Source organism: Paenibacillus sp. FSL R7-0312 (genome assembly GCF_038004445.1).
Classification (GTDB): Bacteria; Bacillota; Bacilli; order Paenibacillales; family Paenibacillaceae; genus Paenibacillus_AQ.
In genome coordinates this window covers 1,226,910-1,240,557 of sequence record NZ_JBBORE010000001.1, presented here as the reverse complement: position 1 = coordinate 1,240,557, position 13,648 = coordinate 1,226,910, and the positions used below count along the sequence as shown (strand labels likewise).

Below are 13,648 nucleotides of genomic sequence, written 5' to 3'. Positions count from 1 at the left end.
CTTTATGAATGCACGCCATATCACGTATAGGAGGATTGCCGCCATGGCTATTCGCGTATCCGCTGTACAATATCATTTGCATACCATTTCCTCCTTCGCGGAGTTTGCCGCCCGGTGCGAGCACTATATAAAGACTGCCGGGGAGTACGGGGCTGAATTCATCCTGTTCCCCGAGTTTCTGACGACGCAGCTGATGTCTATAGGCAATGAACAGGGAGAAGCGCTCGGTATAGAGGATCTGCCGCAGTTCACAGAACGTTACCGGGAGATGTTCTCCGGATATGCCAGGAAATATGCTGTACATATTATCGGGGGCACTCATGTGCTGCGCCGGAACGGTAAGCTCTATAATGTAGCCCATCTATTTTATCCGGACGGAAGAATTGCCGAGCAGGCCAAGCTTCATATCACACCGGCTGAGGTAGACGGCTGGAATATGGGCGCGGGTGAAGGACTGGAGGTATTCCAGACAGACAGAGGAACCATTGCCATGCTAACCTGCTATGATATCGAATTTCCGGAGATTGTGCGCATGGCCCGGGCCAAAGGTGCGGATGTAATCTTCTGCCCTTCCTGTACAGATGACCGTCATGGCTTCCACCGGGTGAGGTATACCAGCCATGCCCGTGCCATTGAGAATCAGGTATACGTTGTACTGACAGGTACTGTGGGCTCGCTGCCTACCGTGGATCTGATGCGGGCCAATTTTGGGCAAGCGGCAGTCATTACACCTAATGATATTCCATTCCCTCCGCAGGGCCTGCTGGCCGAGGGTGAAATAGGCGGCGATATGATCATCACGGCCGATCTGGATTTGGAGCTGCTGTACCGCGTCCGTGAGCACGGATCTGTAACTACGTGGCGCGACCGCCGGACGGATCTGTACACGGACTGGACGTAAGGAGGAAGAAAGGGAATGTATTACAAGAGCTTTTACGCTTTTGACGGTAAAATGCCGGTGCCAGCGGTAATCCGCAGCTATACGGAAGCCGATTTCGCGGAACTGGTCACGATTCAGTCCGAAGCCTTTCCGCCGCCCTATCCTGCAGAGCTGTGGTGGAACCGGGAACAGCTGCTGAATCATGTAACGCTTTTCCCAGAAGGGGCACTATGTGCAGAGGTAGACGGAGAACTGGCCGGTTCGGTAACTGGACTCAAAATCCATTATGATCCGGAGACACCGGCCCTTCATCATACCTGGTCGGAAGTTACGGATGACGGATATCTCACTACGCATCAGCCGGACGGGAACACGCTATATATTGCCGATCTGTGTGTCCGCCCCAAATACCGCAAGCTTGGACTGGGTAAGGAGCTGGTACAGGCGTTGTATCATGCTGTAGTGGAGCAGAAGCTGGAACGGCTGCTGGGGGCCGGGCGGATGCCGGGCTATCACCTAATGGCCGCACGGATGCCGGCGGAAGCGTATCTGGCCGGAGTAGTGGCCGGTACCTGGTCTGATCCGGTCATTACTTTTCTGCTGCGCTGCGGGCGTGTACCGGTCGGCGTTGTAGCGGATTATCTGGAAGATGAGGAATCGGGAAATTACGCAGCGCTTATGGAATGGCGGAATCCTTTTCTATAAGCTTCTCTAAAAGTAACTACAACCGGTATTGGAGGAGAGCCCTTACTATGGAATATAGAAGAATTACAAATGTAACCGATCCTTTATTCAGACAAGTACATCAGCTGCTGTCCGAAGTATTTCCACCCGAGGAGGTGCTGGAATACAGCTTATGGAAGGAACCCTTGGAGGATCCCGGCATTCGTGTATTCGCCGCAGTGCATGAAGGTACAGTTGTCGGCACCACGGAATACCGTTACTATGCGGACTGGAATGTGGCGATGACCGATTTCACTATTATTGGCCGGGAGGGGCTGGGCGTAGGCCGCTTTCTGGCACAGCGCCGGCTGAAGGATCTGCGGAAGCTGGCGGCTGACAATGGCCGGGAGCTGTTCGGAATGTTCGCCGAGATTTATGATCCTTACCGGGTCGAGCATGACTTCGGGGGAATTAAGCCCATGGACCCGTTTGTGCGCCGCGAGGTGCTGTCGCATCTGGGGTATAAGCGGATCGATTACCCGTATGTTCATCCTTCCTGGCAGGGTGACGGGGAGGCGGTATCCGGTCTGGATCTATGTTTTATGCCCGGAAATGAAGAGCTGGAGGAGATCCGGGCGCCGCTCGTTGCTGATTTTTTGACCCGTTATTACGCAGTGCTGGAAGATAAGCCGGAGGCGTGGACCTCCATGGTGGAGCAGCTTAGAAGCAGAGAGCGCTTGGCGCTGCTGCCGCTGTAATTATTTTGCCGGCGAAAAAGCCATTGAACTACTCTTACGGATCAGGATATAGTGTACAATGGGAAAGCGAATATGGCCTTAATGAATATTAGTATGAATAAGTGAGGAACGTGTAATGACTGAAGGACAGCAAGGCAAATATGCCGTTAGCGTAACGCTGGAAAGCGTGCAGGGCAGTGAGCGGAATGTGGTGCAAAGCGTTGGGGAAGCCATTATGAAAGGGCAATTCCTGTATATCCGCTATGAAGAAACGCAGCCAGGCCCTCAGGGCGGTGAGGTTTCTGTGCGCAACACCCTGAAGATTTCGGACAGTGGAATCAAGCTAATCCGCCATGGCGGTGTCCAGTCGGAGCAATCCTTTGAGCCGGGCCAGCGTCTGCCGGGGTTCTACCGCTCGCCTTATACACAGTTTAATCTCATCACCGATACCCGGAAGCTCGATATCAAACGCGCCGGAAGGAAGCTTGCGGTTACATGGGAGTACGACTTGTACGTTTATGATGAGTTATCAGGACAGTTCGCTATAAGTTTGAATATACAGGAGGAACCACAATCATGACACAAAGTTTAAATCCGCTTCAGCTTGCCAATGAACGGGTGAAAGAGGCTATTGCCGAGGCTATCGTAGCTGCCGGTCTGGTGTCCCGGGAAGAGCTTCCGGCTATCGTGCTGGAAGTACCTAAAGACAAGGCACATGGAGATATGGCTACCAATGCCGCTATGCAGCTTACCAAAATGGCCAAACGCAATCCGCGGCAAATCGCTGAGGCCATTATCGAGCATCTGGATACCGGCAGCGCTTCTATTGAGAAGGCGGAAATTGCCGGTCCGGGGTTTATCAACTTCACGCTGTCCAAAAGCTATCTGTATCCTGTCATCGCACTCGTTGCCGAGCAGGGTGATGATTATGGCCGTGTAGAGATCGGTAAAGGGCAGAAGGTGGAAGTGGAATTTGTCAGCGCGAATCCTACAGGCAGCCTGCACTTAGGCCATGCCCGCGGAGCTGCTGTCGGGGATGCGCTCTGCAACGTGCTGGATTACGCCGGTTACAAGGTAACGCGCGAGTACTATATTAACGATGCCGGTAACCAGGTCGCCAATCTGTGTAAATCGATCGAGACCCGTTACCTGCAGGAGCTGGGCCAGCCGGCTGAGATGCCGGAGGACGGCTATCACGGCGAAGATATCAAAGGCTTCGCCAAAGAGCTTGTTGCCGAGAAGGGCGACTCCCTGCTTGCAATGACCCCGGGCGACCGCGCTGCGTTCTTCCGCACCTACGGTCTTGCCAAGGAACTGGACAAAATCAAACGCGACCTCAGCCGTTTCCGGGTTAACTTCGATATCTGGTTCAGCGAAACCTCCCTGTACGAGAACGGTGAAGTGCTGCGTTCGCTTGACGAGCTCCGGGAACGCGGTGAAGTGTATGAAGAAGAAGGCGCCACCTGGCTGCAGACCACCAAATACGGTGACGACAAAGACCGGGTGCTGATTAAGAATGACGGTACATACACGTACCTCACACCGGATATTGCCTACCATAGTGACAAGTACGGCCGCGGCTATGACAAAATGATCAACATCTGGGGAGCTGACCACCACGGCTACATCCCGCGGATGAAGGCTGCCATGTCGGCTCTGGGCAATGATCCCGAGAAGCTGGTCGTGCTGATTGCCCAAATGGTCAGCCTTTTCCAGAATGGCGAGAAGGTCAAAATGTCTAAGCGTACCGGCAAGGCCGTTACGATGGAAGACCTGATGGAAGAAGTTGGCCTGGACGCCATCCGTTACTTCTTCACGATGCGCAGTATGGATTCTCATCTGGACTTTGACATGGATCTGGCGATTTCGACATCGAATGAGAATCCGGTATTTTATGTTCAGTACGCACATGCGCGCATTTGCAGCATCTTCCGCCAGGCGGAAGAACAGGGCATTATGCTGCCGGATACTGGAAACATTGATTACAGCAAGCTGACCGCTGTTCATGAATACGACCTGCTCCGCAAAATCGGTGAGCTGCCGGCGGAAATTACGATTGCTGCCGAAGGTTATGCACCGCACCGCCTGGTCCGTTACGTGTATGATCTGGCTTCGCTGTTTCACAGCTACTACAAGGCAGAGCGTGTAATCACAGAGGACGCCGCTCAGACCGTAGCCCGTCTTGCCCTGCTGGGCGCGGCGCGGACGACGATTGCCAACGTCCTGCGTCTGGTTGGTGTTACCGCACCGGACCGGATGTAACCATAGCATGATGCAAAGCGCCGCCCCCGGTAACAGGGGCGGCGCTTTTTTAGCATGGGCTTGCTGGCTGAGGCGGCATCACCGCCGCATGCTAAGCCTTGGCCGCTGCTGCGGCTTTGGCGATGCTAGTGCTGTTGCCGCTGCGCCGTGCGCGGGCGCCTGCGCGCAGCAGGCGCAGCGCATCGGCCGCGCCGCCGCCCAGAGAGGCGCGGCGCTGGCCCTTGCGCAGCCGCACCGGTGCGGCTGTGCGGCGCAGGAGCAGCTTCAGCTCGCGGGGCGACAGCCCCGGCCGCAGCGCGAGCAGAAGGGCCGCGGCACCGGTGACATGCGATGTCGCCATAGAGGTGCCGCTCATTTCTTTATACCCCTCCCGCAGCCAGCAGGAGGGGATGCCCTCGCCCGGACCGTATACGTCGATATACGGTCCGCGGTTGCTGAAGGCGGCGACGCGCTGCCTTCTGTCAAGGGCGCCTACGGCAATAGTCTCCGGATAGCGCGCGGGGTAATCCCCGCCGCGCTTGCCGTCGTTGCCGCTGGAGGCGATGATGGCAATCCCGGCCCGGTAGGCCTTGATCACCACATCATGCAGGGCTTTGCTTCTGTTTTTCATCCCGAAGCTCATATTAATGATATCGATCTTGTTCTGCACGCACCAATCGATGCCCAGGACAATATCAGACACATAGGCGGAGCCGCTGTGGTCAAAAGCCTTGACCGGATAGATCAGCGCCCTGGGGGCTACGCCCATCATGCCGCGCGTTCCTCCGGCTGCAGCCAGGGTGCCGGCAATATGTGTGCCATGGCCATTGTCATCCAGCGGCATCATGCCGCGGTTCAGCAGATTGACCCCGGAAGCGAGGGAATGCTTCAGATCGGGATGGCGGAAGTCCACGCCCGTATCGATGACGCCGATTTTCACATGGACGCCCGTAGATTTAGACCAGGCCTGCGGGGCATGAATCGACTTGACCCCCCAGGGCATCATGGCAGAACCGCTTTTATCCGGTGACAAGGAGTGAACCTGAATCCGGTGATCTTCTTCTATACATAAGGAATCAGCATAACGGTCCATCAGCTTCCCTGCTCCGGCGGCGGGCACGAAGAAAGCCCGGATCAGCGTAGATACCTGAACCTGCCGCAGCCCCGGCGTTTTGGTCTTAAGTGATTTCCACTGGGATAGCGCTGCGGCATACATGCGGGGATCATTGAAGGTCACAATACGCCGCTGGGCATTTGTGGGGGCAGCCTTAATCTCTTCAAGCAGCATCTGCCAAAATCCGTAATAATCCATAAGTTACGCCGTCCCCTCCTCGGTGCCGTGCTGCCATATAGTATGAAAAGAGGCAGACGTCCGAATGGGAACTTGCCCTTTTTTGGTGAAATGGGCTGCCCATCGTGTCAAAAGGCGGAGGAGTACATAAAATGAACAGAAGGGAACCGCAAGACCCCTTTGCAACATCCCGTAAGGAGCCGATCCTTGGCGCGGATACAGTCATGTGCGGAGGGTTTCCCTCCGCCTTTTTAAATTTAGGGGAATCTTTTGGGTTACATAGAAGTTGCGGATAATCAGCCCTACTGCGATTTCCCGCAGAAGCAGGTGTATTAGACTTGCAATTTGCCCGCAAATAGGTTTTACTTAGGTTTGTTAATGGATATCATGAATTAAGCATGATTTGTAATGTGAACAATGCGTGAGAGGAAGTGTCCTTTAGTGAGTACGCCACTCAATTTAAAGCTGGACCCTGAGAAAGTTAAAGAAATACCGATGGTCGACCTGGCTTTCCTGGTGCTCAAGGCAGCCAATACGCCTTACTACTACCGTGATCTGATGGTCGAGGTAGCCAAGCTGCGCGGGATGACCGATCAAGAGAGCCAAGATACTATTGCCCAGTTATATACCGAGATTAACATTGACGGGCGTTTTGCCTGTGTCGGAACCAACCTTTGGGGCCTGAAACGCTGGTACCCGCTGGAACGCTCCGATGATCCTGTCGGCAACACCAAACGCGTACGTATCATCAACGATGAGGACGACGATTTGGAAGATGACGACTTTGCTGAAGAAGAAGAGAATTACGCTGCGGAGGAAGAGGATTTCGATGCGATTGATGAAGATCGTGACGACCTCTATTCTGACGACGACAGCGAAGAGGAAGTTGACGAAGATGTTGTCATTGATGAAGATGACATTGACGAAGACGAAGCGGATGAGGAAGATTCCGAAGACGGCGATGAAGACGAAGCCGATGATGAGGAAGAGGACGATAAATTTTAGAATAGTCTTTCCGGCGGTGTAATTCGTCCCTTGACAGGGGCAGGACCGTCAGAGTAAACTATTGCATGGGCTTATAATGAAAGTTAATATGTTTTCTAAAATAAAAAGTGCCCCGGGTCTACGGGTGTCACTTTTTTGTTTTTTTAAAAGATAAGAATTAATCGGCTTCACGCAATAAACGCTCCTTATCTTTCTCGCTGAAACGGTACCGTCCTTTAAAAGGGACGGCAAATCCGTTTCTACTTGAATGCCAAAAAACTGCACTTTTGCTGGCTTTAGGTTTTGGCGGGTGGAAGCAACTTATGGGTTCCCCGGTTTGATGATGGAAAAAAGGGTTACGATAAACAACAAGCGTCCCCTGAATTTCTGGACTTTATTTAGGAGGGTTTTACAGTGACAAAGTATATTTTTGTAACGGGTGGCGTTGTGTCTTCCCTTGGCAAAGGCATCACCGCCGCTTCGCTGGGCAGGCTGCTCAAGAACAGAGGTCTGAAAGTAACGATCCAGAAATTCGATCCTTACATTAACGTAGACCCTGGAACTATGAGTCCTTATCAGCACGGGGAAGTGTTTGTAACCGATGATGGTGCGGAGACTGACCTGGACCTTGGGCATTATGAACGGTTTATTGATATCAATTTGTCGAAGAACAGCAACGTAACCACAGGTAAAATTTATTCCTCGGTTATCAGCAAAGAGCGCCGCGGGGAGTATTTGGGCGGCACCGTTCAGGTTATCCCGCACATTACGAATGAAATCAAGGAACGGGTATTCCGCGCGGGCCGTGAGACCGGTTCGGATGTGGTCATTACGGAGATTGGCGGTACTGTAGGGGACATCGAGAGCTTGCCGTTCATGGAAGCGATCCGCCAGATCAAGAGTGACATCGGCCGTGAGAATGTAATGTACATTCATGTTACCCTGATTCCTTACATCAAGGCTGCAGGCGAAGTGAAGACGAAGCCGACACAGCATAGTGTAAAAGAGCTGCGCAGCATCGGAATTCAGCCGAATGTGATCGTGTGCCGTACGGAGTATCCTTTGACTGATGATATGAAGGCCAAGCTTGCTTTGTTCTGTGACATTGATGCGAATGCCGTGGTGGAATGCCGCGACGCATCAACCCTGTATGAAGTTCCGCTTAATTTGCGCGATGAAGGCTTGGATGAGATTGTAGTCAACCACCTGAAGCTGACTACTCCTGCACCGGATATGCGTGAATGGGAGAGTATGCTGGAGCGGATCCAGAAGCTGGAACGCACCGTTGAAATTGCCATTGTCGGTAAGTACGTAGCGCTTCATGATGCTTATTTAAGTGTTGTAGAGTCACTCTCACATGCCGGATTTGCCTCCAATGCCGAAGTGAAACTCCGGTGGGTGGATGCAGAGCTGGTTACGGATGAGAATGTGGACGAGCTGCTGGGCGGCATCGGCGGCATTCTGGTTCCGGGGGGCTTCGGTGACCGCGGGATCGAAGGCAAGATTTCGGCTATCCGCTATGCGCGTGAGCAGTCTATTCCGTTCTTCGGGATCTGCCTGGGTATGCAGGTGTCTGTGATTGAGTACGGCCGTTCTGTGCTCGGAATGACAGGTGCGAACAGCTCCGAGATCGATCCGGCTACCGCGTACCCGCTGATCGACCTCTTGCCTGAACAGAAGGATATTGAGGATATGGGCGGCACCATGCGCCTTGGACTGTATCCTTGTAAGCTTTCCCCTGGTTCACTGGCAATGTCCTGCTATGATGATGAACTGGTCTATGAACGTCACCGTCACCGGTATGAGTTCAATAACGCTTACCGCGATGAGATGGAGAAGGCAGGTCTGGTCTTTTCCGGAACCTCCCCTGACGGACGTCTGGTTGAGATCGTTGAGCTGCCGGGTCACCCATGGTTCCTGTCCGTGCAATTCCATCCGGAATTCACTTCACGTCCGAACCGTCCGCAGCCGCTGTTCCGTGAATTTGTCAAAGCTTCGCTTACCCATTCCGAACAGCTGTAATAAATATCTTCAAGGCCTTCCGGGCCTGCTGGAGCCTCCTAACGGGGGCTTTCTTTATTGAAGACAAAGGAAATATACATTTTACACTTCACTTTATTCTTATATTTCTCTTGGTATTAGTTCTCATTTATGATATCTCCCAAATTACAAGGGGACTGTACTACCGATTTTTAACTGGGAATACACCTTTATATGGCATAGATTTACGCATTTTAACCAATTAGCAGGATTTTGGCTACAAAGCACGAATAATAGGTTTCGTATAGACTAAGTTGAAGCGGGGCCGTTAGCTGTGAGAGGGCGCGGTATAGACAATCTGCCTTAAATTCTGGGAGGGTATCGTATGGAAAAAAAGAAAGTACTAATTGTCGATGATCAGAATGGAATCCGGATTCTCCTCATGGAAGTGTTTAATAGTGAAGGTTATGCCACCTTTCAGGCAGCTAACGGAAAATTGGCACTGGAGATCGTCAAGAACGAATCGCCGGACATGGTTCTGCTCGATATGAAAATCCCGGGGATGGACGGACTGGAGATCCTCAAGCATTTGAAGGAGCTGAACCCGGCGATTAAAGTCATTATGATGACGGCTTACGGAGAACTGGACATGATCAAGGAAGCGACCAAGCTGGGAGCCCTGATGCATTTCACCAAGCCGTTTGATATCGATGAGATGCGGGTTGCCGTTAATATGCATCTGTACAATAAGTCGGTTGATCAATGCAGCTAGCTTAGAAATGTACAGTTTGGGTAAGTCCTGTTACGGATACGCTAATGAGGGAAAGTCGCACAGGAATATGGGCTGGCTGAATATCGTCCCACCGGGACATTTTTTTGTGTATCCTATTTAGTATTTGACACAGGATGTGCTATAATAGGCCTGTATGTGATGTCGGCTTATATAAGCAACTCAAACATTTTAGGAGGATTGAAACCATGCCATTAGTATCTATGACAGACATGTTAACCAAAGCACTTGAAGGAAAATATGCAGTTGGCCAGTTCAACATCAATAACCTGGAGTGGACTCAAGCGATTCTTGGTGCAGCAGAAGAAGAGAAATCACCAGTAATCCTTGGCGTATCCGAAGGTGCAGCTCGTCACATGGGCGGCTTCTACACTGTAGTTAAGATGGTTGAAGGTCTTATTCATGACATGAAGATCACTGTTCCAGTTGCTATCCACCTGGACCACGGTTCAAGCTTTGACAAATGTAAGGATGCAATCGATGCCGGATTTACTTCCGTAATGATCGACGGCTCCCACCACCCAATCGATGAGAACATTGAAATGACCAAGAAGGTCGTTGAATATGCTCATGCTAAAGGTGTTTCTGTAGAAGCTGAAGTTGGTACTGTAGGCGGACAGGAAGATGACGTTATCGGCGGCATCCAATACGCTGACCTTAACGAATGCGTACGCATTGTTAAAGAAACCGGCATCGACACTTTGGCTCCTGCACTGGGTTCCGTACATGGTCCTTACCTGGGCGAACCGAACCTTGGATTCAAGGAAATGGAAGAAATTCGTGATGCGGTTAACCTTCCGCTCGTACTTCATGGCGGTACTGGTATTCCTGTACATGACATTCAGAAGTCCATCTCCCTGGGTACTTCCAAGATCAACGTAAACACTGAGAACCAAATCGCGTTTGCCAAAGTAGTCCGCGAAGTTCTAGCTGCTAAACCGGATGCTTACGATCCGCGTACATTCATCGCACCAGGTCGCGAAGCCATCAAACAAACCGTTATTGGCAAAATCCGTGAATTCGGATCCAGCAACAAAGCGTAATATTAACTCTGCCGCGTAACGGGACAGGTTATTTTCTGCTGTTCCGCATGCATATCTTTATCAGAAGAGTGCACCGCATAGCCGGTGTCTTTCCGGTAAAGCCATTTCAGATTTCCTCAGAAACGGGTGCCGTCCTTAAGTTAGGGCGGCGCAGCCGTTTCTTCTTCTAATCACCATGCCACCACAAGCCACAGCTGGTATTGCCAGAACAAGCCGCAATACACGTAGGGGGAACCAGATAAATTTATGGAAAAATTAATGATTGGCGGCGGACGTCCGCTAGAGGGCGTTGTAACCATCAGTGGAGCAAAGAATAGCGCAATTGCGCTTATTCCAGCGGCGATTTTGGCGGAATCTGAAGTTGTGCTGGATAACCTGCCTGCTCTTAGTGATGTGGCCGTTTACTCCGAAATTCTGGAGGAGCTGGGCGCGAGTGTATCGTGGACCGGCAGCCAGATGAGAATTAATCCCTCCCGTATCGTATCCATTCCCATGCCTAACGGACCGGTCAAGAAACTCCGGGCTTCTTATTATATGATGGGTGCGCTTCTCGGCAGATTTAAAGAGGCGACGATTGGTCTTCCCGGCGGCTGTAATTTTGAGCCGCGTCCGATTGACCAGCATATCAAAGGCTTTGAGGCGCTTGGTGCGACTGTAACCAACGATCATGGCTCTATTCACTTGTATGCCAAAGAACTGCGTGGTGCCAAGATTTATCTGGATGTATCCAGCGTTGGAGCCACAATAAATATTATGCTGGCGGCCTCACGTGCCAAAGGCTCTACAATTATTGAAAATGCGGCTAAAGAGCCTGAGATTATAGATGTAGCTACCCTATTAAACTCTATGGGCGCAGTTATTAAAGGCGCCGGTACAGAAACGATCCGGATTGAAGGCGTAACTGAAATGCATGGTTGCCGCCATTCCATCATTCCAGACCGAATTCAAGCGGGAACATATATGATTGCCGCTGCGGCAACGCGTGGCAATGTGCTGATAGATAACGTGATTCCCAAGCATCTGGAGGCGCTGACTGCCAAGCTGCTGGAGATGGGAGTAGATATAGAAGAGCTGGATGAGAGTATCCGGGTCATCGGCAGATCCAAATATCAGCATGCTGATGTCAAAGCGTTGATATACCCCGGCTTCGCCACCGATTTGCAATCTCCGATGACAAGTATGCTAACTCAAGCGGAAGGCGTTAGTGTCTTGAGCGATTTCGTATACAGCAACCGGTTCAAGCATGTCCCTGAATTAGTCCGTATGGGCGCCAAGATTCGCGTTGAAGGGCGTTCTGCAATTATTGAGGGCGGCAAGCTCAATGCCGCGAAGGTGAAGGCTGCCGATTTACGGGCAGGGGCGGCTCTGGTCATTGCCGGACTGACCGTTGAGGAAGGGATCACCGAAGTGACAGGCGTGGAGTATATAGACCGCGGTTATGATAACCTCGTAAGCAACCTGCGCAATCTAGGTGCCGAAGTCTGGCGCGAGAACGAATAAGTATGTGCCCGGAACGAGAGGAAGGAGCGAAATTTGCCTACAAACTGCATATCTCCTTCCAATTCGGGTAATCCTATCCTAATAAGCGTTTTCATAGACTCATATTTTGCCCGGCAGAGAACGCCGGAAGAACTCATTATAAAAATTGAATAGGTGGTTATTACACATGGATCTTCAAATTTCCGATCTGGAAGAAATGAAGCTGACCGATCTGTATAAGCTGGCTAAGAAATACCAGATTCCTTATTACGGAACGCTCAAGAAGCGGGAGCTGATCTTCGCGATTCTCCGGGCGCAGGCTGAGCAGAGCGGTCTTATGTTTATGGAAGGCGTGCTAGAGATCCTGCCGGAAGGCTACGGTTTCCTTAGACCGATTAACTACTTGCCGAGTGCGGAGGATATTTATATCTCTGCTTCGCAGATCCGTAAGTTTGATCTTAGAAGCGGCGACCTTGTATCCGGGAAATGCCGGACACCCAAAGAGAATGAACGTTATTTCGGATTGCTTCAAGTCAATGCCGTCAATGGTGAGAATCCTGCAACTGCAGCTGAACGATTACATTTTCCGGCGCTTACACCTCTATATCCGCAAGTCAAGCTGCCGCTTGAAACCTCCTCTGCCCATTTATCTACCCGTATAATGGATTTGCTTGCTCCTGTAGGTTTAGGACAGCGCGGTTTGATTGTAGCACCTCCCAAAGCAGGAAAGACGCTCCTCCTGAAAGAAATTGCCAACAGTATCTCCATTAATAATCCCGAGATTGCACTGTTCGTCCTGCTGATTGATGAACGCCCTGAGGAAGTAACGGATATGCAGCGTTCTGTTAAAGGGGAGGTAGTCGCCTCAACATTTGATGAACTGCCGGAGAACCATATCAAAGTGGCTGAGCTTGTGTTACAGCGGGCGCTTCGTCTGGTCGAGCACAAGAAAGATGTCGTTATTCTGCTGGACAGCATTACCCGGCTGGCCCGTGCCTACAATCTCGTGGTTCCGCCATCCGGCCGGACACTGAGCGGAGGGATTGATCCCGCAGCCTTCCATCGCCCTAAGCGCTTCTTCGGTTCCGCGCGGAACGTAGAAGAAGGAGGAAGCCTGACCATACTGGCAACAGCGCTGATTGATACCGGATCACGCATGGACGATATTATTTACGAAGAATTCAAAGGCACAGGGAACATGGAGCTTCACCTGGACCGCAAGCTGGCCGAACGCCGTATCTTCCCGGCCATCGATATCCGCCGTTCGGGTACACGCCGCGAGGAAGTATTGCTTAGCAAGGAAGAACTGGATACCATCTGGTCAATCCGTAAAAATATGAATGAATCCTACGACTTTGTAGAAGGATTCCTGAAGAAACTGCGTGACACCAAGACGAATGCTGAGTTCCTGGCCTCTTTTGATGTAGCCGGCAACAAGGATTCCTCGTCAGCAAACAGTACCGCCAGCAAAGGCGGAACATCGAACAGCGGTTCGTCAGCCCGACGTACCACGCGGCCTAAGACACCTTCTGTGCCTACAACCTGAGAATTGATAACAAG

At 51.6% G+C, this 13,648-nt stretch carries 12 protein-coding genes; 11 read left to right on the top strand and 1 reads right to left on the bottom strand.

Annotated elements, in window-relative coordinates; genetic code table 11:
- The first annotated feature begins 43 nt into the window (after positions 1-43).
- The 5 genes from MKX70_RS05240 to argS all read left to right on the top strand — a co-directional run bounded on the left by MKX70_RS05240 (position 44) and on the right by argS (position 4,542).
- Positions 44-901, top strand: a complete 858-nt coding sequence (locus MKX70_RS05240; RefSeq protein ID WP_042231512.1) for a carbon-nitrogen hydrolase family protein — start codon at positions 44-46, stop codon at positions 899-901.
- Positions 902-916: 15 nt separating this feature from the next.
- A complete protein-coding gene (locus MKX70_RS05235; RefSeq protein ID WP_042231516.1) occupies positions 917-1,585 on the top strand; it encodes a GNAT family N-acetyltransferase in 669 nt (222 codons plus the stop codon).
- A 47-nt stretch (positions 1,586-1,632) separates the two neighbouring features.
- Positions 1,633-2,301, top strand: coding sequence for a GNAT family N-acetyltransferase (locus MKX70_RS05230; RefSeq protein ID WP_340781404.1), 669 nt, complete (start codon positions 1,633-1,635; stop codon positions 2,299-2,301).
- A gap of 115 nt (positions 2,302-2,416) precedes the next feature.
- Positions 2,417-2,860 carry a DUF1934 domain-containing protein gene (locus tag MKX70_RS05225; RefSeq protein ID WP_042231520.1) on the top strand — a complete coding sequence of 148 codons (444 nt, stop codon included), beginning with the start codon at positions 2,417-2,419 and terminating at the stop codon, positions 2,858-2,860.
- Positions 2,857-4,542, top strand: a complete 1,686-nt coding sequence (gene argS / locus MKX70_RS05220) for an arginine--tRNA ligase (protein ID WP_340781402.1) — start codon at positions 2,857-2,859, stop codon at positions 4,540-4,542. Before MKX70_RS05225 ends, argS begins: the two co-directional genes overlap by 4 nt.
- Positions 4,543-4,633: 91 nt before the next feature.
- Here the strand turns inward: argS and MKX70_RS05215 are convergent, their stop codons facing one another.
- Complete coding sequence (locus MKX70_RS05215; protein ID WP_340781401.1) at positions 4,634-5,833, bottom strand: S8 family peptidase; 1,200 nt, start codon at positions 5,831-5,833, stop codon at positions 4,634-4,636.
- 420 nt (positions 5,834-6,253) lie between these two features.
- On the opposite strand from MKX70_RS05215, the gene rpoE reads away from it, so the two are divergent.
- From rpoE to rho, 6 genes are all read left to right on the top strand, one after another.
- Positions 6,254-6,817 carry a DNA-directed RNA polymerase subunit delta gene (gene rpoE / locus MKX70_RS05210; protein WP_042231529.1) on the top strand — a complete coding sequence of 188 codons (564 nt, stop codon included), beginning with the start codon at positions 6,254-6,256 and terminating at the stop codon, positions 6,815-6,817.
- A 393-nt stretch (positions 6,818-7,210) separates the two neighbouring features.
- Positions 7,211-8,818: a CTP synthase gene (locus tag MKX70_RS05205; protein WP_042231532.1), complete on the top strand. Its 1,608-nt coding sequence runs from the start codon at positions 7,211-7,213 to the stop codon at positions 8,816-8,818.
- 343 nt (positions 8,819-9,161) lie between these two features.
- Positions 9,162-9,548: a response regulator gene (locus tag MKX70_RS05200; protein ID WP_039309632.1), complete on the top strand. Its 387-nt coding sequence runs from the start codon at positions 9,162-9,164 to the stop codon at positions 9,546-9,548.
- A 206-nt stretch (positions 9,549-9,754) separates the two neighbouring features.
- On the top strand, positions 9,755-10,609 hold the full coding sequence (gene fba / locus MKX70_RS05195) for a class II fructose-1,6-bisphosphate aldolase (RefSeq protein ID WP_039309634.1): 855 nt from the start codon (positions 9,755-9,757) through the stop codon (positions 10,607-10,609).
- A gap of 246 nt (positions 10,610-10,855) precedes the next feature.
- On the top strand, positions 10,856-12,109 hold the full coding sequence (locus MKX70_RS05190) for a UDP-N-acetylglucosamine 1-carboxyvinyltransferase (protein WP_042231533.1): 1,254 nt from the start codon (positions 10,856-10,858) through the stop codon (positions 12,107-12,109).
- A 166-nt stretch (positions 12,110-12,275) separates the two neighbouring features.
- Complete coding sequence (gene rho, locus MKX70_RS05185; protein WP_042231535.1) at positions 12,276-13,634, top strand: transcription termination factor Rho; 1,359 nt, start codon at positions 12,276-12,278, stop codon at positions 13,632-13,634.
- Positions 13,635-13,648: the final 14 nt, after the last annotated feature.